Raw genomic sequence first — 21,049 nt, 5'->3', positions numbered from 1 at the left:
GCAAATCCGACATTATTCAAATGAAAATGCCCCTCCCGAGCTGCTGCCACTGCTGCTGAATGGAGGTAGAACCTACCGTACTTTGGCGCGTTTTACGAGATAGGAATAGAGCACCTTGTCGAAGGGCTCGCTGATGTCTACCGGCACAAAATCGATCTTATACTGGCCACATTTCAGCACCAGGTCCTGTTTAAAGCTCTCCACCGCCAGTTTGTACTGCTCCCGTACCTGCGAAGGCTGCAGTTTCAGTTCCTGCCCTGTCTCCACATCCACAAACACATAGGGGCGCTCCGCAAAATCGAACTCCTCCTCTGTCTTCCGGTCCATGACATGGAAAATAAGTACCTCATGGTTCTGGTGCCGCAGGTGCTGCAAGGCTGAGAAAATGGCGTCTATATTATCATGCCGACCCAGCATGTCGCTGAAGATTACGACCAGCGACCGCTTCGGGATCTGCTGGGCGATCTGGTGGATAACCTCGGCCACGTTGGTGTCTTTGGCTACTGGCTTTTCCTGCAGCTGCTTCTGGAGCAGGATCAGCAGGGAGTGCAGATGTGAGGCCGTAGACCGGACCGGCGTCTGTAGCTCAATCTTGTCGGTAAAGGTAACCACCCCCACCGCATCGCGCTGGCGCCGCAGCAGTGTGGCCATGGCGGCGGCACAGAGCGCGCTAAAGGTAATTTTGCCGTTGTTATCGGTGGGGTAGTACATGGAGGGCGACACATCGAGCAGAATGTGGCAACGCAGGTTGGTCTCCTCCTCGTAGCGCTTCACAAAAAGCTTGTCGGTGCGGGCAAACACTTTCCAGTCGATGTGGCGGGTGCTCTCGCCGCTGTTGTAGAGGCGGTGCTCCGAAAACTCCACCGAGAAACCATGGTAAGGCGACTGGTGCAGCCCGGTAATAAAACCCTCCACCAGCTGCTTGGCCAGAAACTCCATGTTCTCAAATTTCTGAACGTCGGCAAGGGTCAGGGGCTTTTTCATACGGGCAGCTTATTGGTTTGCAGGGGCTTCAGCTTCTGAAACGGCTAAGGGTTCATCTTGTTGTGACTCCCCGCCCTCTTTTAGCTCTCTTACCTGCACACGGCCCACGCCATCGCGCACCATATCGAGTTGCAGGGCGGCCGCCTTCGAGACATCTATAATGGTGTGGCGCGAGCGAGCCATGCGATCATTCACTTTCACGACCACCGTTTTTCCATTTTTGAGGTTAGTAACCTCCAGTAGGGTGTTGAACGGAAGCGAGGCATGCGCTGCCGTGAGCAGTGCTTTGTCGTAGCGTTCGCCGCTGGCAGTCCGGTGGCCGTGCATGCGGTCGGAGTAGAAAGAGGCTTTGCCATCGGCAAAGTAAGCGGCAGGGCCCGGGTTTAGAAAGAAAGCGATCACTAGTATAATCGAATTTATATTCATGCTATACTATAGTTGGTCCGTTTCAAATATAGCGCAAATTATTTTATCAACTTTTAAATTCAAAAGTTTTTATATATCAGAACAATATGTTACTTTTAGGTTCATTAAGTGGAATTTAACGTCTATTAAACGGTGGAAGAGAACAACGAAAAAGCAGAAATTTTTTCCCAAAGAGTTAGAGCAGGAAAGAGAACGTATTTCTTCGACGTGAAGTCAACACGCTCGAACGACTATTACGTGACCATCACGGAGAGCAAGCGGAAATTTAAGGATGAAACTTTCTCTTATGAGAAGCACAAGATCTTCCTTTACAAAGAGGATTTCGCGAAGTTTATGGAGGCGCTGCAGGGAACTATCGATCACGTTAAATCGGAGTTGCTGACGGAAGAGGCTCTTGCCGCCCTGGAGGCTCCAGTGGCAGAAACAGAGCCATCGTTTGATGATGAATTGAAATGGGAGTAGGCGTTAGCCTCACATAAGAACTTATACAAAGCTTACGTAACCGCGTAAGCTTTTTTTGTTTTCAGCACGTGTTGTAGGATGGAGCGCATCTGGCTGCCCTGCGAAATACTGCCCAGTCGCCAGGCTTTGGGCAGGGCGACTAATGGCGGGGCTTTTTGCTGTGATCTCAGCTGGCTTCCTTTCCTGCTTCCGGCATCTTAAACCTAATCTTAAGCCAAGGCACCTGCACACTTGCCTAAAATGTTGTATATTTGCGCCCTGATAATAAAAGAAACTATCGATGGGACTCAGATGCGGAATTGTAGGACTGCCAAATGTTGGCAAGTCTACCCTGTTTAACGCTATTTCTAATGCCAAGGCAGAATCTGCCAACTACCCTTTTTGTACCATAGAGCCAAACGTGGGTATTATTACCGTGCCCGACGAGCGCCTGGAAATACTCGAGGAGCTGGTACACCCGGAGCGTGTGCTGCCAACCGTGATTGAGTTTGTCGACATTGCCGGCCTGGTGAAAGGCGCCAGCAAAGGCGAAGGGCTCGGCAACAAGTTCCTGGCCAACATACGCGAGGTAGATGCCATCATTCACGTGGTGCGCTGCTTCGAAGACCCCAACATTGTGCACGTGGCCGGCAAGGTAGACCCGATCTCTGACAAAGAGATTATCGACACGGAGCTGCAACTGAAGGACCTGGAATCGGTGGAGAAAAAGCTGCAGAAGGTGCAGCGCAGCGCCAAAGCCGGCGATGCCAAAGCCAAGAAAGAATTTGCGAGCCTCGAAAAATACAAGAATCACCTGGAGGCAGGCCTGAGCGCCCGCTCCCTCGATGCCACCGACGAAGACAAGGAAGCCGTAGAAGACCTGAACCTGCTCACCGCAAAACCGGTTATTTATGCCGCCAACGTAGACGAAAATTCAGTGAACACTGGGAACGAGTTCTCGAAGGCACTGGAGGAGAACGTGAAAAACGAAAATGCGCAGGTAGTGCTGATCAGCGCTTCCATCGAAGCCCAGATCGCTGAGCTCACCGACCCGGAAGAGAAAGAGATGTTCCTGGCTGAATACAACCTTACTGAGTCTGGCCTGAACAAGCTGATCCGTGCCTCTTACCAACTGCTCAACCTGGTGACCTACTTTACCGCTGGTGTAAAAGAAGTGCGCGCCTGGACCATCGGCAGAGGCTGGAAAGCCCCACAGGCAGCCGGCGTTATTCACTCTGATTTTGAAAAAGGCTTTATCCGGGCCGAGGTGATTAAACTGAAAGACTACCAGGAATACAAGACCGAAGCCAAGATAAAAGAAGCCGGCAAAATGGCCGTAGAAGGCAAAGACTACGTGGTGCAGGACGGCGACATCATGCACTTCCGCTTTAACGTTTAATGGTAAGATACTGGAAACCAGGCTTTATATCCACCTAAAAAGAGAAGGGATAGCCAATTGGCTATCCCTTCTCTTTTTAGGTGGATGCTGGCAAGGCACTGCTATTGTACTCCTGATACGCCAGCAGCAACAAAGCCATTACCTCTGAAGGGAGGTTTTCATTGGAATAATTTGAGTGTATTACCCTATACATCAACAACAGACCACATCGCTGCCGCGAGCTGAAAGCTCGCGGCAGGATAATTTCTAATTTCAATTTGGCGAAGCACTACCCCCTGAAGACTTCCATCACCAGCATCTTTGTGTTGGCGGCCCGTTGCCGGATGCCTTTGGCTTTGGCGTACTCCGGTGAGTTCCACCACTCCTTAGCCCGTTCTACCGTAGGGAACTCCAGCAATACCATTCTTTCCGGATTCCAATTGCCCTCCAGGCTCTCGGTGCGGCCGCCTCTTACCACAAACCGGCCATCATAGGCTGCAATGGATGCGGGCGTGTACAGCTTATATTCTTCGTACGCTACCGGGTCAGTTATTTCTATTTCTACTATGACGTATGCAGGCATGGCTATTTTATTTTTGAATTTAGGATGATAGAGAAAAGGGATGTACTAAGTATAATGGATCTTTAAAACTTCCTGTTATACCCGATTTCCTCATACCCGATCAGCATATCGGCGCGGGTACCCGGAGGGCGGTAATATACCAGAATGTCGTAGGTGTTGCCGGTGCTGAAATGGCTGCCCTCGAAGTAACTGGCATCTGCCTCGGCTCCTGCTTCTCCGGCAAGGGCATAGTAGTAGTTATAATACCCCTGCTTCAGGAGCATGCGCCCCAAGTAGGCGCCACGTTCCTGGTTATAGCGCAGCCTGGCCTGCTCCGTCAGGCGCCAGTCGGTCAGCGCGCCCAGCAGGTACACATTCCCGTTCGCCTGCTCCGGTGACCTCAGTTCGAACTCCACCCAGGCATAATCGCCGTTTACATCGCCATTGCCATACTCGCGGTTGCCAAAGAGTAACTTGCCATCTGCATCCGGGTCCTGGCTGTAGGCTGCTCCTTGTCGGCTCTTGTCCTGCTGCAGGTTCACCATAATGGGAGTCGTCTCCAGGTTAATATTCTGCACGCCCAACCCCCTGAAACGGATGCTGCGGGTATCGAACACGCGGAACTCGCTCAGGCCCATAAAATGATCTTTCGGCTCGAAGAACACATACTCCAGGCGGCGTGCCTCATCGCGCACAAAGGTTGGCCGTAGGTAGGCTTTGGCATTGTCCCAGCGGTGGTTCTGGCGCATGATCACTTTTACCTCCTGGGCCGGGTTTACCAGCGGGAAATCCTTGTAAAAAATATTGAACTCTACCGGCTGCCGCGAGAACCTGCCCGATGGCCCGGCCGGTGCGCCTAGTTTGGCGGCTACTGTCACGGCATTTTCGTACACGAGCAACCTGCGGGTAAGCAGCACATTGCCACCTTCTTCGGTTACCTGCAGCAGGTAGTTGCCGCTTATTTTTACGCGGGGCACCCGGAAGGTGTAGTGCACATAGGGCACCCTTGTGCTAACGGAGTTCTGTACGTCGGTAATAAAGAACTCGTTGAAATCGTTCAGGTACTGCGTCACGTTCAGGCCCGATGGCACCCAGTCGGCGCTGCAGTGGTGCAGCTTCACGATCAGGCGCTGCGGCCCCGTGTTCAGCCTGTCGAACTCTAACATGATCGGCTGCTCCTGGCTCAGCGGCAGTACGGCCGGGTTCAGCACCTCCTCCGGTGTGCCGGTGGCGCGGTAGCACTGCACCGAACGGATGCTCTCGTCATATACATAATCTTCGTAACGCAGGGTGGCCTGTGTAGCGCTGCTTCCATACCCCTGCCCCTGCTGCTCCAGCGGAACACAGGCACTCAGGCCTGTGGCCAGCAAAGCAGCAAAAAGCCAGGATGAAACCTTCTTTTTTAACATGCAGTAAAACTGGTTCTGGTTTAGTGGCACCTGCCACCGCCCCTCCCCTTTTTGGTTAATAGATGTACTAAGATAGGCAGCCCGGCTTTAATTTTCGTTTCTGAAGGCGAAAAATGTTCAGAAAGAGGCCTGCTGAAGCCATAGTTGTTCCGGGTGGCGGCTGCGGCAGGTAAGAGAGGGGCCGGCTTAGCGTCGGCTGCCGTCCATTGGCAGTACAGGTGCGCATCAGGCAAGATGGTACTTAACAAAGTACAGGCAGGTTCAGGCCATGTAAAAAAATCTATGGTTTTTGCAATAACGATTGTTAGTTTATATATTTACCTGATCAACACATTCTGAAGGGCCTATGAAAAAAATTCTATTGGCTGGAGCTACCGGAAATCTGGGCAAACACCTGTTTCAGGAACTGAAGCAGCAGGGCTACTATGTAAAAGTTCTTGCCCGCAGCAAAGAAAGAGCGGCTGCTCTCAGCCCTGCCCCGGACGAAATTCTGATTGCCGACGCCTCAGACCAAGGCTCCCTGAAAGGCGTGTGTGCAGACGTGGATGTGGTGATTTCTGCCATAGGCAAAAGCCTTAGCCTGAAAAACAAATGTACTGCCACGTTCAGAGAAATAGACTTTCTGGCAAACCTCAACCTGCTGGGCGAGGCCGAAAAATCTGCTGTTTCCCAGTTTATTTACATCTCTGCCTTCTCGGCGAGCCAGTACCCACACCTGGCTTATTTCAAGGCCCACGCCGATTTTTCAGAAGCCCTGAAACAGAGCCCCATCAGCAAAATCATTCTGGAGCCCACCGCTCTTTTTGCAGGGTTCAGAGAACAGGTGGAGCTGGCTTCCAGAGGACTCATCGGGTATGTGGGCGGACCCGACAGGCGCGTAAACCCGGTCTATGAAGGAGAGGTGGCCAAAGCGGCGGTGGCCGCTATCGGGCTTCCCTCGCAGGTAATACCTATTGGTGGCAAACGCGTTTATACCCGCTCCAGGCTTATCAGGCTATACTGCAAAACTGCCGGTTACAAAGGCCTTGTTCCTACCATTCCTTCCTTTTTGATAAAAGCGGCCATGCCCCTGCTGAAACTGGTGCAGCGCAACCTATACGATAAGTTATCCTTTTACTTAGCCCTCACCAAGGAGGATTTTTTAGCCCCTCCGCTCGGCGTACTTACCTTAGAGGAGTACTTTGAACTGGAACCGCAGCAAGTCTGATGCTTCGCCAAATCGATCGTAGGCAGGCCGCAAACAACTGGGGCAACAAATCGAGAGTACCAGGCACCGGACCTTTCAGTCCTACTCTCGAAATCGACAAACCAAACACTGAAATCCGGGATTTGGCTGGCGGGCTATAACCATTAAGTTTGAGGAGCAAGAAGTACAGTCAGCCAGAACCCGATGCCTAAGAGCCTGACCTCCAACAGCAGCCTCGTGAGGGCCTTTTTCATTAGAATAATTCATCTAAAGCCCTGTCATCATTTTTTTTCCAGGCGCTAGAGCTTCTCCGGGAAAGGCGGCGTCGGGTCCAGGAAAGTCTGCACCAGCACCCCTGCTTCCAGGGTTCGCTGCACGGGGCATCTTCCCGAGATTTCTTCCAGCCGTTTCCGCTGCTCCTCGCTCAGGTCGCCGAATAAGACAAGCTGCTTGGTTATGAGCATGCGCCTGAGCTGCTTCTCTGGCGATTGCGGGTCCGGAACATTTACAGTCTCATGCTGCAACCTCACCTCGGCCCGCTCCAGGGGCCAGTTCTTGCGGCTGGCATACATGTGCAGCGTCACCACCGTGCAGGCTCCCAGCGCACTTAAAATAAAGTCGTTTGGGTCAGGGCCCGTTTTATGCCCCTCCGCTACGGCATGCTCATCAATAACCATTGCCTCACCTCCTGCAATGATCTCGGCCACATAGCCGTCTGAGCTATCGGCACTTACAATTACGGTTTCGCTTTTTGCCATTTTTATTCAGCTTTACATCCTCAGCTTATACTACGACAAAGCACAGGAAAAGGCACAAAACCTTGCTAAATGGACGCGCCTGAGGTGCAATTATTTGAATGAATTTACCCCTCCGGAGCCTTCAGATGCTCCTGGTTCCGCCCCTTTTTGAGGTTAGGATTTTTTACTGTCAGAATCAGGATGTACTGGATCTTAGGATGCACAGGACTTTTTATTTATCCTTTTCCTGATAATCCTTTAATCTTGCAAATTCTGATTTTGACCATACCACTAAATCTTCAAATTTAAAACCGTAAGGTAAAGGTGGTGCCTTTGCCGAGTTCCGATTGCACCGAGATGGTGCCTTTGTGCAGGCGCATGATCTGCCGGGAGAGGCTGAGGCCAATGCCGGAGCCGGTTTTTTTGGTGGTGAAAAAAGGAATGAAAATTTTGGACATGGCCTCCGGTGTCAGCCCTGTGCCGTTATCGGAGACTTCTATGCTGATGCGGCTGCGCTCATCGAGGTAGGCGTTTACCTTTACCTGCTTCACTTCCTGCTCCTGGGTGGCTTCTATGGCATTTTTGACGAGGTTGATCAGCACCTGCTCCACCATAGTGCGGTCTGCCGTGAGCAGCAGGCTCTGGTGCCCCAGCTCCAGACAGAAGCTTACCTGCTGGTGCGCCAGCTGCTCCCGCATCAGCGTTTTGAGTTCCTTCAGCAGCTCTGCCAGATCAAACAGCTGAAGCTGTGGCAATTTCACGGCGGTCAGGTTCCGGAAGTCGCTCACAAAATGGATCAGGCCATCGCTGCGGCGGCTGATGGTCTGCAGGCATAGCCCGATATCTTCCAGCTCCTCCTTCAGCAGCGTAATTTCGGGGGCTGGCGTATCGATGTAGCTGTTCACCTCCTCGCCTGCGCTGGCTGCCAGCGAGGAAATGGGCGTAACGGAGTTCATGATCTCATGGGTGAGCACTTTGATCAGGTTGTGCCAGGCTTCCATCTCCTTCTCCTCCAGCTCCGGCTGTATGTTCTGCACCGAGGCCAGCCGGATAGGGTTCCCCAGCATGGCCAGTTCCATTACCTGCACCGACAGGTGCACCAGCTCCCCGCCCTGCCGCACCTGCAGCAATACCTTATCGCCGTGCGCCAGGTCCTGGAACGCGGCGGCCTGGCTGGCCTGCTCTACCTGCAGCTCCTGCACATGACGGGCCTGGCTGGCCTGCAGCAGCTTCCGGGCTGCATTATTCATGAGCAGAATGGTGCCATCGGGTTTGTAAGTGATAATGCCGGTGCCGATGTGCTGCACAATGGCCTCGAAATACTGCAGGTTGGCCTCCTTATCGGCCCGCACCTCCCGGAACTTCTGCATCACCTCGTTCAGCCGCACCGACAGCTCTTGCAGCACCTTTCCCTCTCCTGCGGCTTTAAACTGCTCCGAAAAATCATCGAACCGGATGGCATTCAGAAAGTGGAGCACTTTGCGGCTGCTACCTTCCTGATAGCGGACCAGTAGCACCAGCTGCAGCAAAATAAAGAACACCAGTCCGATATAGGTGCTGCGATAAGCCTCCGAAAATTCCATAGAAGCGAGCACGTACACCGAGGCAACCAGCAGCAGCAGGCGCAACAGAAGTTGCAGGCGGAAGTTCTTAAAGAGCATATTTCTCCAGCCTCCTGTACAGCGCCCCTCTCGACAGGCCCAATTCCCTGGCCGCCTTCGATATGTTTCCGTCGTGCTTCTGCATGGCCTGCTGCACGGCATCCCGCTCCAGGTCGTCGAGGCTGCGGGCATTTTGTGGTGCTGTGGCAGCACCGGACGGTAAGGTCGGATGTGCCTCTTCCGGCAGGAAAAAGAAATCTTCGGGCTGCAGCTCGCGGTTGTCGCTCAGGATGCAGGCGCGCTCCAGGGCGTGCTGCAGCTCCCGCACATTGCCCGGCCAGCTATAGTGTTGCAGCTTGTGCAAAGCAGCAGCAGAAAGCACCTTTTGCGGCTGTCTGTACTTGCGGGCGTAGGTGCCCAGAAAATGCTCTGCGAACATCGGCAGGTCATCGGTGCGGTTGCGGAGGGGCGGCAGGTTCAGCTCCACGGTGTTGATGCGGTAGAGCAAATCCTGCCGGAACTCGTGGCGCTGCACCATCACCCGCAAGGGCATGTTGGTGGCACAGATCAGGCGCACATTCACCGGAATCGATTTGTTGGTGCCCACCCGAATTACCTCGCGGCGCTGCAGCACTGTAAGCAACTTGGCCTGCAGGGAGGGCGAAAGGTTTCCGATTTCATCCAGGAAAAGGGTGCCCCCGTTGGCAGCTTCTATGCGGCCAATCCTGTCGTCTTTGGCATCGGTGAAGGCGCCTTTTTTGTGGCCAAACAACTCACTCTCAAACAGGCTTTCAGTTATGGCGCCCATATCAACGGTCACGAACACCTTGTCGGCACGGGAGGAGCGCTGATGAATGGTGCGGGCAATTACTTCCTTGCCTGTTCCGTTTTCGCCGAGCAGCAGGATGTCGGCATCAGTCTTGGCTACTTTATCGATAAGCGAAAACAGCTGGCGCATGGGGGCGCTCTGGCCAGTAATAACCGGGGCAGATGTGTTGAGCTCGGCCGTCAGCGTTTTGTTCACCTCCTTCAGCTGGTCTACCTCCTTGCGGGACTGGCGCAGTTTGGAGGCCGCGGTGAGTGTAGCCAGCAGTCTCTCGTTCTGCCAGGGCTTCAGCACAAAATCGGTGGCACCTTCTTTGAGCGCCCGCACCGCCATCTCCACATCGCCGAAAGCCGTAATCATGACCACCACCGCCGACGGGTCGTATTTCAGGATCTCTTTGAGCCAGAAAAAGCCCTCCTGCCCGCTGGTGATGTCGTGGCTGAAGTTCATGTCGAGCAGAATGATATCAAATTGCTCGTTCGACACCAGGAACGGGATCTTCTTCGGGTTTTTCTCCATTACTACCTCCGTGGCGTACTTCCGAAGCAGCATTTTAGAGGAGAAAAGGATATCCTCGTTATCATCGATGACGAGAATGCGACCAAGGCTTTTTTCTTCCATAGCGGTAGGGGTTAATTATGCATTTTGAATAAGCGAAAGAGTGATTGAGTGAATTTTGTTTGATTCTATTTATAGGCCCCCTACCCCAATAATTTACAGAATTTTAGAATGGGTAGATTTTTTGGGCTTGAAACAGGTGATTGCATAACAGTATAGGGGGTATCTCAATTGTGATAATCAGGTTATATCTGCCCCGAGCTGAAAGCACGGGGCAGATATAACCTGAAAGGACATACACACGAATTATTCTAATCAAAACAGGCCTCCAGAGCTACACCTGCTGCTGCTCTTTGTAGATGCTGAGAGGTATATTTCAGTGGTAAGGCCATTGTAGGGAAATGATCAGCCTTGATTTTTATTCTCTCAGCCACTCATCCACAATTTTTTCATTCCTCTCCAAATTAGAAAAACCAGCACAGCAAGGCCTGTTTGCAGTTTTCAGGCATAGTACTGCGCCAGCCCAATTCCTGCGTAATTTAAAATATTTTCAGATAAAATGCATCTTTTTACTGTCCATTCCCGGACAAATTATGTCCGGACCCGGACATGTCAGGCAGCAGACAAAGGTGGCTAGGTGGTGGAATAGCCGATTTGGAGATTGGCACAGCTCTTGGCATAACCTCCATAGCTTTGCCGCTCCGGCAGGCAAAGCACTTAGCTGTTGTCCAAACTGAATCTATGGAAAAGATTATTATCCAGACATCGCGGCTCGAAAAGAAATACCTGACCGACACCGTGGAAACAACCGCGCTCACAGGGGTAGAGCTGCGCATTGCACAAGGCGACTTTGTGGCGATTATGGGGCCATCCGGCTGTGGCAAGAGTACGCTGCTCAACATTCTGGGCCTGCTCGATAGGCCCACGGGTGGAACGCTGCAGTTTCTGGGCGAAGACGTAACGACGGCACCGGAACGAAAGCGGGCTAACCTGCGCCGCGAGAACCTGGGGTTTATCTTCCAGAGCTTTAACCTGATAGATGAGCTCAGTGTGCAGGAGAACATCGAACTGCCGCTTTTTTACCAGGGCCTGCCGAAGACCGAGATTAAAAGGCGGGTGCAGGAGACGATGCAGCGGATGGGCATCGCGCACCGGCACGCACACTTCCCGCAGCAACTATCGGGCGGACAGCAGCAGCGGGTGGCTATTGCTCGTGCCGTAGTAGGCAGACCAAGCCTGATTCTGGCCGACGAGCCTACCGGCAACCTCGACTCCCAGCATGGCAGGGAAGTGATGCTGCTGCTTTCGGAGCTGAATGCCGAAGGCGCCACCATTGTGATGGTGACCCACTCCCCCGCCGATGCGGAGTACGCACACCGCCTTATCAACCTCTTCGACGGGCAGGTAGTCACCGAACGCGTCACCAGCCCCCTGGCGTTGTTTTAACCTCTGTCTCCAAGCCCAACCAGCATGCTGAAGACCTACTTTCTCACCGCTATCCGGTCGCTGCTCCGGAACAGAAGCTACACCTTTCTGAACATACTGGGTCTGGCCTTAGGCATAACCTGCAGCATTCTGCTTTTCCTGGTCATCAAATTTGAATTGAGCTACGACAACTTCCATGAGAACCGGGCACTCACCTACCGGGTAGTCCTGCGATATAGTGTGGAGGGGAACGAAGGGTTACAGGCTTATATGCCGGTACCGGTTACAGAGCTACTGCGCCAGAACAACCCGGGGCTTAGCCTGGTAACGCAAATTTATGGGGAAGAAGAAGGCCAGATAACCGTGCCGGAGCAGGGTAATGTGCCGGCACGGCATTACCGCGAGCACCGGGCTATGGGCTTTGTGGAACCGGAGTTTTTCAGCATGTTTGATTTCGATACCGGATCCGGAAATTTTCTGGAGCGGCTCCGGGAGCCCAACACCATGGTACTGACCAGGACGCTGGCCGAAAAATATTTCCCGAACGAAGAGGCAGTTGGCCAGACCCTTCGGCTCAACAACAAGCTGACGCTGCAGGTGGTGGGCGTTGTGCCGGATTTGCCTGTCAACACCGATTTCCCGTTCTGCCTGTTTATCTCCTACAGTACTGCCAAGGATTTATCCCCCTACGATATCAGCAACTGGGGCATTACCGTCAGCAACCAGAACCTGTATGTTACCCTGCCAGCCGGAGCAGACCCGGCCGAAATGGAGGCCAGAGTGAACGAGGCCATTATGCCACATGTGCCTGAAAAGCACGACGACATCAAAGCCTTTTTTCTGCAGCCTCTGAGCGACCTGCATCATAACCCGGACTTGTTTAACTATTCTATGCGGGTTGTGCCGATGGAGGTAATCTGGGCCATGGGCCTCATCGGTGTTTTACTGATTGTAGCAGCCTGCATCAACTTTGTAAACCTGGCCACCGCGCAGGCCATCAAACGTTCTAAAGAAGTAGGTATGCGCAAAGTGCTCGGCGGGAGCTTCAGCCAGATCATGCTGCAGTTCCTGGGCGAGACCTTCCTGATCACGCTCGCCGCCACGCTTGTTTCTATTATCCTGGCAGAACTTGCTCTTCCGTTCCTGAACCAGCTGCTGGAACTCGACCTTGTCTTCAGTTTTTCCGAAGAACCGCTTCTGCTTCTGTTCCTGTTGCTGGAGACCGTGCTGGTAACACTTTTCGCAGGTTTGTACCCTGCCTTTATACTGGCCGGGTATCAGCCCATTGCGGCTCTGAAAAGCCGTGTGAACACGCAGCAGGTGGCCGGCTTGTCGCTGCGCAGGGCGCTGGTGGTGCTGCAGTTTACCATTTGCCAGGTGCTGATCATCTGCACACTTGTCGTGAGCGAACAGATGAACTACTTCCGGAACAAACCGCTCGGCTTTAACAGAGAAGCGATTGTGCTGCTGCACCTGCCAGTAGGCACCGCCGGTAAGCTGATGGCTTATAAGACAGAGTTAACCAGCGTGCCTTCTGTAAAAAGGGTAAGCTTTACGCTGTCCCCTCCGGCCTCCATTATCACGGCTGAAAATGCGTTCCGGCTAAATGGGTCGGCAGAGTATGTGCCCTTCCGGTCCCATACTAAGTTCGCTGATGGAAACTACTTTGAGCTTTTCGGAATATCTTTCGCAGCTGGCCGCAATTACGCTGAAAGTGACACGATCCGCGAATTTGTGATTAACGAGACCATGCGTCGCAAACTTGATTTTAAAACTCCTGAGGAGGCGCTTGGCCATAAACTGAACATGGGAGGCAAAGAAGGCCCGATTGTGGGCGTTGTACATGACTTTCACCAAAGCTCGCTGCACTACACCATACAGCCCTCCATAATTACCAGTGTGCGTGACTCCTATTACCACCTGGCCGCTAAAATAGACATGAGCCAGACAGAAGCAGCCATCCGGCACCTTGAGAAAGTGTGGAACAAGGCTTATCCGGACGACGAGTTTAATTACGAGTTTTATGAGGAGACCTTTGCCCGCTTTTACCTCGAAGAAACCCGGCAGCAGACATTGTTTAAAGTATTCGCTTTTATTGCCATTCTGATTGGTTGCCTGGGTTTGTATGGCCTCATTTCCTTTCTGGCAGCTCAGCGCACCAAGGAGGTTGGCGTCCGGAAAGTGCTGGGGGCATCGGTATTTGATATTGTTATGCTGTTTTCTCAAGAGTTCGTGAAGCTGGTCCTGATTGCTTTCCTGATTGCCGCGCCTATTGCCTATTACCTGATGCACAAGTGGCTTGAGGACTTTGCGTACCGGATCGAGATAAGTTACGGTGCTTTTCTGGTGGCAGGCATCGCCACCTTGCTGTTGGCCCTTATCACGATGAGCGCCAAAGCCATTCAGGCAGCCTTGGCAAACCCTGTACAGTCGCTAAAGACGGAGTAGCATCCATTTTTGAAGCAGTCAGAAAATTTTTTCTTTTTAGAAATGAGCTACTTACGCCAGAAGCCTGCTTTTATCTGAGAAATTTTAGCGCCAGCTATTTGCTATTTAAAATGGACCCTCTATATTTGCACCACAATACGACACAATGGTCCGTTCGTCTAGGGGTTAGGACTTCAGATTTTCATTCTGGCAACAGGGGTTCGATTCCCCTACGGACTACTCGAAAGCCGCTTCAGTTAAAACTGAAGCGGCTTTTTTTGTGGTTCGGATGCTAAGATCGCTTTCCTCTCACTTATCACTATTTTTTTAATGCCTCAAATGCACGAGAAAAAGGTTATGCTGCTCCCCTCTTATGGGTGATAAGGTGGCTGTGTCAAAAAACATCTTTGTCCATTACCTACATCATACCAAGGTTATCCCGCTTATTTATCTTATAAAACATATTTCTGATTTGACTTATGAGACGCCTAAAAGGGAGAAGAAAAAGGCTACTTTACCTCGTTACTTTTCTGAACTGCTAAAACGGCCGTTTTCTGAAACGGTCCACAGACTCATATTGGTGGCCAACTGGCAACTTGTATGCAACAGGTAACAGGTGACAGTGTAAGGCAACCTCAAAGCAACAAGAGGGTGAAGGTGCTGTTTAAACTACAGCCTCATTTGCTGTTAACAGATGGCGATAGCAGCTCTGTTGAATTTTCACTGCTTGTGGCATATCAGGTTTTTAACTTTTTCAGCGTCGGCAATCATTTCCGCCAAAATTTCAGAAGATGCCCTATGCTGACCTTTTGCACCTGATTGACCGCACCATAAACTAATAAATTTTTCCTCATCTTTTTCTTTAGCTGCCTTACGGAGCTCTGCAGTTAAGGCATTCTGATAGGGATAGGCTGGTATGGTCAACCCTGAATTATCTACATTCTCTATAAATGCATTTTTTATTCCCCTGGCCCATCTGCCTGAATAAGCTCTGGTAAGAACTGTTCCTGTATCAGAACGGCGTAGGGTAGCGTCTTTATGAGATTTAGCTGCCAGGCTCTCTACAGAATTAATGAAAGCACTTCCAACCTGAACACCGGCAGCACCTAAAGCAATGGCTGCATTAATAGTTCTACCGTCAAAAATTCCTCCTGCTGCAATAACAGGTTTCTTCAGGCTGTCACATACTTGTGGCACTAACGAAAAAGTACCTATCTGGGGAATTTCATCTTTGTATAGAAAGCTTGCCCTGTGTCCACCTGCCTCTATCCCCTGGGCACAAACAATGTCAATTCCTTTTTCTTCCAATAGCCTGGCCTCCCTCACACTCGTGCAGGTACCTATCAGCACAACCCTGCGGCTTTGAAGCTCTCGGATAACATCATCTTTAAGAACTCCAAAAGTGAAACTCACGACAGGCACCTGCTCACGGATGATAACTTCTATCTGCTCTTCGTAAGTATAGAGCTTCATGTCTCCGGCAGAGATCTTTTTATATTCGAAGCCGTTTTCCTGGCAAATGCGGTATAAAAAATCCTGCATTGCTTCTATAACAGTATGATCCTCTTCAGGAACATCATGCGCAAAGAGATTAACAGCAAATGTTCGGGTAGTTAAGCTCTTGGTCCTGGCTATAAGCGTAGCACACGCATCCGGATTTAAACCTCCTAAGGGCAGAGAACCCAGTCCACCACCATTAGAAACAGCAGCAACCATCTCAGAAGACGTCACTCCTAACATAGGAGCTTGTATGAGAGGATACGCTATGTTTAATAACCTGATAATCTCGTTTTGCCGGTTCATTGCAGTGTTAAGTTGATGGGCCTACTAAGTACATTCAAGTAAAATCTGTCGTATGCGGGCCGGATCAGGGGCATCAGGAGCAGAAAAGGTCTCTGAAGGGCTGTTTTGATTAGAATAATTCGTACATCCAGACTTCTTTCTGCTCTAAAACTGACTCGACAAAAATCACTTGAAGGCTCTTAGTTGATTAAAAACCCAGAGTTAGTTATACGTGTATCTTGCCTGCTAAAAGTGCCACTTTTACCCGTTTTCGCTGAAACACAAAATTTTTACAGGGCGGTCGGTCACTTCCACTATACCTTTTCTTACCACAAAATCGCCAAAGTGTTCTCCTTCCCCCCTCTCCAGAGCATACGCGGAAAAGATCGGGTCGAGGGTTTCCAGTATGCCCTCTTCAGAAAGCATTTCTTTATATAAAGTATTTAACCTGTCGCCGTTGTGGCTGGCTCCCAAGTATAAGTTGTATCTGCCAACAGCACGGCCTACCAATCCGATTTCCCCCAGCGGCGATCGGCCACAGCCGTTCGGGCAGCCTGTCATGCGGATGTTGATTTCGTCCGTTTGCAGGCCATTTTTAGTTAGCAAAACATCTAACTTATCGATTAGGGAAGGCAGGTAACGCTCTGCTTCTGCAAACGCAAGACTACACGTGTTCAACGCTACACAGGCCATGGAATTGAGCCGGAGGCCTGTTAATTTCGGATTATTCAGCACACCATGTTGTGCCAGAATCACCTCAATCACGTCCTTGTCCTTTTCTTCAATATTCCCGATAATCAGGTTCTGGTTTCCGGTCAGGCGCATGTCGGCGTCTTTATTCAGAACAAGAGCTACTTCTCTTAACGCTTTTTTAAGCTTATATCCTTTTTCGTCTTTCACCCGCCCGTTTTCCACAAACAAGGTATAGAACCATTTTCCATTTGTGCCCTTCAGCCAACCATACTCATCTCCGTTAGTATCGAAATGGTAGTTTCTCGGGCTTTCAATCTCCCAGCCAAGGCGGGAATTCAACTCGTCCACAAACCACTCCAGCCCTCCTTTATCAATGGTATACTTCAGCCTGGCATTCCTTCTGTTGACGCGGTTGCCATAGTCCCGCTGGATAGCAATAATAGTTTCCGATACTTCGATAACCTTCTCTTTGGATACAAAACCAATCACATCGGCCAAGCGCGCATAGGTGGTGTCATCGCCAAAAGTGCTGCCCAGTCCACCGCCGACACACACATTAAAACCAACCAGCTCATTGCCCTCTTCGATAGCAATCAGGCCCAGATCATTGGCAAAAACATCAATGTCATTTCTAGGCGGTACGGTTAACGCAATTTTGAATTTACGGGGCAGGTATGTTTCGGTATATAAAGGCTCTCTGTCCGGCGTGCCGCCTACCTTTTCCTGATCCAGCCATATTTCATGATAGGCTGTTGTTTTGGGCGTAAAGTATTCACTTAGCTTGGCTGCAATACCATATACTTCTTCGTGTATCTGCGACTGGTAAGGATTGGGATTGCACATCACGTTCCTGTTGACATCGCCACAGGTGGCAATGGTGCTCAACAAGGTTTCGTTGATGGCCTTGATAGTTGGCTTCAGGCTTCTTTTTAGTATGCCATGAAACTGGAAGGACTGTCTTGTAGTCAACTTCATTGTTCCATTGCCATGCGTATCGGAAAGCTTATCTAATGCAAGCCATTGCTCCGGCGTGGTGATTCCTCCCGGTACTCTCACCCTTACCATGAACTGGTATAGAGGTTCCAATTTCTGCCTCTTCCGCTCACTGTCCAGGTCCCGGTCATACTGCTGGTAGGAACCGTGGTACTTGATCAGCTTCACATCGTCCGGATGCAGCGCCCCCGTCAGCGGGTTGCTCAAGCTCTCCTTGATGGTTCCCCGCAGGTAATTACTTTTCTCTTTTATGTATTCATCAGCAGACAATTTCTGCTTTTCCAATAACTCATCCATTGCTTTCATTTTTAGTAAGCCCCACCTCTTCTACCGTCTCCTGTTGATGCTGTGCTCTACTTGATTTACCTCATCAATTTCCTTTAATAAACATCTGTTTGGTAACGGTTTGCAACTTGCAGATGCTTAATATATTCTTCTGCTTTTGCAGGAGTAACCCCGCCGTGCTGCTGTATGATCTCCCTTAAAGCGTTGTGTACATCTTTGGCCATGCGCTTGGCCTCGCCGCATACATAAAAGTGGGCCCCGCTCTCCAGCCAGGAATACAGTTCTTTTCCGTTCTCCAGCATGCGATGCTGCACATAATGCTTCTCTACCTGATCCCGCGAGAAAGCAACGTCTGCTTTTGTCAGAACGCCTTCTTTCAGGTACTGCTGCCACTCCGTCTGATAAAGAAAATCGGTCGTGTAGTTACGGTCGCCGAAGAAAAGCCAGGACTTGCCTTTGTGCTCTTCCACCTCCCGGTGCTGCATAAAAGCTCGGAAGGGGGCGATGCCGGTGCCGGGGCCAACCATAATAACGGGGGCATCGGGGCTAGCAGGAAGCTTAAAGCGCGTGTTCTTATCTACAAAAACCTTCACTTTATCATCTACCTGAAAGCGATCAGCCAATGTAGCGGAGCAAAGTCCTTCCTTGTGCCGGCCATAAGCCTGGTAGCGCACCACCGACACGAGCAGGTGTACTTCGTCTTCCACCGCAGCCTGTGAAGAGGCAATAGAGTACATCCGTGGCATGTTCTTTCGCAGCACCGACAGCAGGTCGCCTGCACTCAGTTTACAGGGTACTTCTTTCAGAAGGTCCAGCACATCGCGCCCGTGCAGGTACTCTACTATCTTTTCATTATCGGCGAGTATTCCTTTTAGTCTCGTGCTCCCGGTAAGCTCCGCATATTTGGTTAGGCTGACACTGGAGAGCGGGCTCAGTTCGTAGTCGTAGGCCAAGGCTTCAACCAGTGGTTTTTCTCCGTTATGGCCCTGCACCACTTCATCACCAGAAAGATTCGTAGTATGTAGCACTCCTTCTATCAGGGAAGGAGAATTGGTGCCGTACACGCCAAGTGCATCACCAGGCTCATACACCAACCCTGATCCCTCCAGGTTAAGCTCAAGGTGAATCGTTTCTTTTGACGATCCTCTTCCGTTCAGGTTGATTTTCTCCATTATCGTCGCCTCGAATGGGTTCTTTCGGGTGTACTTTGGCTTACTAGCTTCAGCCGCGCTGACATACTCCGTTTCTACCACTGCTGCAGCATCTAAATTCTGAGTGATTTGCTGGAGCAGAGAATGCTGCCATGATTCCGCCAAATCCTCAAAATCCACATCACAATCTACCCGTGGGCTGATGCGTAGCGCACCCAGTTTTTCGAGCACGGCATCAAATGCTTTTCCTGTCTGGCAGAAGTCTACATAACTGCTGTCGCCGAGGGCCAGCACCGAAAATTTGACATGAGAAAGGTCCGGGGCCTTCTTGCTGTGAAGAAAATTGTAAAACTCCTCGGCCTGTACCGGAGGCTCACCAATACCGTGCGTGCTCACCAGTACCGCCAGGTTGGTGATCTTCTTCAGGTCTCTGGTTCTAAAGGAGGTCATGTCAGATACCTCAACCTCTACACCATGCGCCTTCGCCAGGGCCGCCAGGTTATTGGCAAGGGCTTCGCTGTTGCCGGTGTGGCTGCCGTACAGTATGTTTAGTTTTGGTGCTTCTTTTGCCACAGAAATCCCGGTCGCCTCTGTGTTCACAACTGAAGCTGTAGGTGCTAAGGTGGCACCGGTAATATAGCCGCACAACCACTGAAGCTGCCCGGAATCTAATCCTGACAGCGCTTCATGTAGCTGTGCCGCTTGCTTATCAGAAAACGGTCCCCTTTCCAGTCCCTTTTTGAAATCCATTAAAGCTTATTTATTTGGTTGAGGCGTATATCTCAGATATGGTTTTATTACCCTGTGGCCTTTTGGAAACTTCTCTTCCACATCTTCCTGCTTCACGGCCGGTGAAATGATTACATCCTGTCCTTCCTGCCACTCCACTGGAGTAGCCACGCTAAAGTTTGCTGTCAGCTGAAGTGAATCAACCACCCTTAGTATTTCCTGGAAGTTTCTTCCTGTAGAAGCCGGGTACGTAATAATGGCTTTGATTTTCTTATCAGGCCCAATAAAATACACTGATCTTACCGTCACACTAGTAGATGCATTCGGGTGGATCATATCATAAAGGGTAGCCACATTTCTATCAGCATCCGCAATGATAGGAAAATCAACATCACAGTTTTGTGTTTCGTTGATGTCCTTGATCCAGTCGTGGTGCGACTTTAGCTCATCCACACTAACGGCAATTACTTTTGTGGCTCTTTTGGTAAATTCATCTTTTAGTTGTGCAGTTCTGCCAAGCTCAGTCGTGCAAACCGGAGTAAAATCTGCCGGATGGGAGTAGAGAATTCCCCAGCTGTCTCCGAGCCATTCGTAAAAATTGATTTCGCCTTCTGTCGTCTGTGCCGTAAAATTAGGAGCATCATCTCCGATTCTTAAACTCATAACATTCTTTCTTTAGTTGAAGATATATTTAGGTTAAAGGTACGGCCGGCTCGAAAGACATACCAATAGCAAATAGTTATGTGGTATAACATTTTGTTATAATGGATAAAAACAGAAGTATTGAAGTAGTATAGCAGGGATATAGCTGAATTCATGGAATCATAGCTACTATAAAAGGAATCGGTGCAATTTAGCTTTCTTCTCGGCTTAACTTTAGCACTAAGGTGCATTAGCTAACCGCTAGCTGCAGCCTTTGTATCTCTAGTTTCGGGTGTCCCTTATCTCCTCAAGAGGTGAGGTGTGTCGGAAATGACGGGCAGTAAACGTGCTTAGCGCTCATAAAGTTAACATTGCTTTTCGAAGTGCATCGGGCTCAGGTACCCTATGGTGTTGTGATACAGCTCGATATACTCAAAGATCCCTTTTTGAGCCTCCTGTCCAGTAATTAATCGACTACTTGGTTAGTAAATAGCTGTACCTGTTAAAACAGAATCGAAAAAGAACTGGATGGAATACTCTGGATAATACATGAATAGATAATTATCCAAGTTTACAGCAAATGCCCAAGTAATTACTGTGTCGATAATAGGCAACCAGGAAAAACACAAATTCAGGAATTGCGGGAAGTAGCAGGTGTGGATAACTTGATCACTGTATCCACCATGTACAACCTGGATGACCATTTAAAATCTACCAGACTCTTTGCAGAAATCATGACGGAGCTAAACGAAAACGGGTAAGAAGAGGAAAGGCATCAACTATTAACCTTTTCGAAAAAAATGGGCTGTAGTAA

At 50.4% G+C, this 21,049-nt stretch carries 16 protein-coding genes and 1 tRNA gene; 6 read left to right on the top strand and 11 right to left on the bottom strand.

The genetic code is table 11. From position 1 onward, the window contains the following. Positions 1 to 72 precede the first annotated feature (72 nt). Positions 73 to 984, bottom strand: a complete 912-nt coding sequence (locus FJM74_RS18265) for a DUF58 domain-containing protein (RefSeq protein WP_187264084.1) — start codon at positions 982 to 984, stop codon at positions 73 to 75. A gap of 9 nt (positions 985 to 993) precedes the next feature. Then, positions 994 to 1,410 carry a septal ring lytic transglycosylase RlpA family protein gene (locus FJM74_RS18260; protein ID WP_187264083.1) on the bottom strand — a complete coding sequence of 139 codons (417 nt, stop codon included), beginning with the start codon at positions 1,408 to 1,410 and terminating at the stop codon, positions 994 to 996. 132 nt (positions 1,411 to 1,542) lie between these two features. Here FJM74_RS18260 and FJM74_RS18255 point away from each other — a divergent pair, with 132 nt between their 5' ends. After that, positions 1,543 to 1,872 carry a DUF3276 family protein gene (locus FJM74_RS18255; protein ID WP_187264082.1) on the top strand — a complete coding sequence of 110 codons (330 nt, stop codon included), beginning with the start codon at positions 1,543 to 1,545 and terminating at the stop codon, positions 1,870 to 1,872. A gap of 280 nt (positions 1,873 to 2,152) precedes the next feature. Then, the gene (ychF, locus tag FJM74_RS18250) at positions 2,153 to 3,250 is read left to right on the top strand and encodes a redox-regulated ATPase YchF (RefSeq protein ID WP_187264081.1); all 1,098 of its coding nucleotides are present in this window, start codon (positions 2,153 to 2,155) and stop codon (positions 3,248 to 3,250) included. 268 nt (positions 3,251 to 3,518) lie between these two features. Here ychF and FJM74_RS18245 read toward each other — a convergent pair whose 3' ends face one another. Next, on the bottom strand, positions 3,519 to 3,812 hold the full coding sequence (locus FJM74_RS18245) for a DUF1330 domain-containing protein (RefSeq protein ID WP_187264080.1): 294 nt from the start codon (positions 3,810 to 3,812) through the stop codon (positions 3,519 to 3,521). A 62-nt stretch (positions 3,813 to 3,874) separates the two neighbouring features. Continuing rightward, a complete protein-coding gene (locus tag FJM74_RS18240; protein WP_187264079.1) occupies positions 3,875 to 5,200 on the bottom strand; it encodes a type IX secretion system plug protein in 1,326 nt (441 codons plus the stop codon). Positions 5,201 to 5,546: 346 nt separating this feature from the next. Between FJM74_RS18240 and FJM74_RS18235 the strand changes: the two genes are divergently transcribed. After that, a complete protein-coding gene (locus tag FJM74_RS18235) occupies positions 5,547 to 6,407 on the top strand; it encodes an SDR family oxidoreductase (protein WP_187264078.1) in 861 nt (286 codons plus the stop codon). Between the two features lie 278 nt (positions 6,408 to 6,685). Here the strand turns inward: FJM74_RS18235 and FJM74_RS18230 are convergent, their stop codons facing one another. The 3 genes from FJM74_RS18230 to FJM74_RS18220 form a co-directional block, all read right to left on the bottom strand. Beyond that, a complete protein-coding gene (locus tag FJM74_RS18230; RefSeq protein WP_187264077.1) occupies positions 6,686 to 7,144 on the bottom strand; it encodes an OsmC family protein in 459 nt (152 codons plus the stop codon). Positions 7,145 to 7,428: 284 nt separating this feature from the next. Continuing rightward, positions 7,429 to 8,784: a sensor histidine kinase gene (locus FJM74_RS18225; protein ID WP_187264076.1), complete on the bottom strand. Its 1,356-nt coding sequence runs from the start codon at positions 8,782 to 8,784 to the stop codon at positions 7,429 to 7,431. Beyond that, positions 8,774 to 10,171: a sigma-54-dependent transcriptional regulator gene (locus FJM74_RS18220; protein ID WP_187264075.1), complete on the bottom strand. Its 1,398-nt coding sequence runs from the start codon at positions 10,169 to 10,171 to the stop codon at positions 8,774 to 8,776. Before FJM74_RS18220 ends, FJM74_RS18225 begins: the two co-directional genes overlap by 11 nt. Positions 10,172 to 10,861: 690 nt before the next feature. Between FJM74_RS18220 and FJM74_RS18215 the strand changes: the two genes are divergently transcribed. The 3 genes from FJM74_RS18215 to FJM74_RS18205 all read left to right on the top strand — a co-directional run bounded on the left by FJM74_RS18215 (position 10,862) and on the right by FJM74_RS18205 (position 14,200). Further along, on the top strand, positions 10,862 to 11,554 hold the full coding sequence (locus FJM74_RS18215) for an ABC transporter ATP-binding protein (RefSeq protein ID WP_187264146.1): 693 nt from the start codon (positions 10,862 to 10,864) through the stop codon (positions 11,552 to 11,554). A gap of 24 nt (positions 11,555 to 11,578) precedes the next feature. After that, positions 11,579 to 13,981 carry an ABC transporter permease gene (locus tag FJM74_RS18210; protein WP_187264074.1) on the top strand — a complete coding sequence of 801 codons (2,403 nt, stop codon included), beginning with the start codon at positions 11,579 to 11,581 and terminating at the stop codon, positions 13,979 to 13,981. A gap of 147 nt (positions 13,982 to 14,128) precedes the next feature. After that, positions 14,129 to 14,200: transfer RNA gene (locus FJM74_RS18205), tRNA-Glu, on the top strand. 480 nt (positions 14,201 to 14,680) lie between these two features. On the opposite strand, the gene FJM74_RS18200 is transcribed toward FJM74_RS18205, so the two are convergent. The 4 genes from FJM74_RS18200 to FJM74_RS18185 form a co-directional block, all read right to left on the bottom strand. Beyond that, positions 14,681 to 15,763: an NAD(P)H-dependent flavin oxidoreductase gene (locus tag FJM74_RS18200; protein ID WP_187264073.1), complete on the bottom strand. Its 1,083-nt coding sequence runs from the start codon at positions 15,761 to 15,763 to the stop codon at positions 14,681 to 14,683. A 240-nt stretch (positions 15,764 to 16,003) separates the two neighbouring features. After that, positions 16,004 to 17,725 carry an assimilatory sulfite reductase (NADPH) hemoprotein subunit gene (gene cysI / locus FJM74_RS18195; RefSeq protein WP_187264072.1) on the bottom strand — a complete coding sequence of 574 codons (1,722 nt, stop codon included), beginning with the start codon at positions 17,723 to 17,725 and terminating at the stop codon, positions 16,004 to 16,006. Positions 17,726 to 17,808: 83 nt separating this feature from the next. Then, the gene (locus FJM74_RS18190) at positions 17,809 to 19,614 is read right to left on the bottom strand and encodes an assimilatory sulfite reductase (NADPH) flavoprotein subunit (RefSeq protein ID WP_187264071.1); all 1,806 of its coding nucleotides are present in this window, start codon (positions 19,612 to 19,614) and stop codon (positions 17,809 to 17,811) included. A gap of 6 nt (positions 19,615 to 19,620) precedes the next feature. Further along, positions 19,621 to 20,256 (bottom strand): peroxiredoxin, encoded by a 636-nt coding sequence (locus FJM74_RS18185; protein WP_187264070.1) that lies wholly within the window; start codon positions 20,254 to 20,256, stop codon positions 19,621 to 19,623. Positions 20,257 to 21,049 lie beyond the last annotated feature (793 nt).

The organism is Pontibacter beigongshangensis (genome assembly GCF_014332515.1).
Lineage (GTDB): Bacteria > Bacteroidota > Bacteroidia > Cytophagales > Hymenobacteraceae > Pontibacter > Pontibacter beigongshangensis.
The sequence above is the reverse complement of the archived record's forward strand: the minus strand, read 5'-3'. Positions and strand labels throughout refer to the sequence as shown.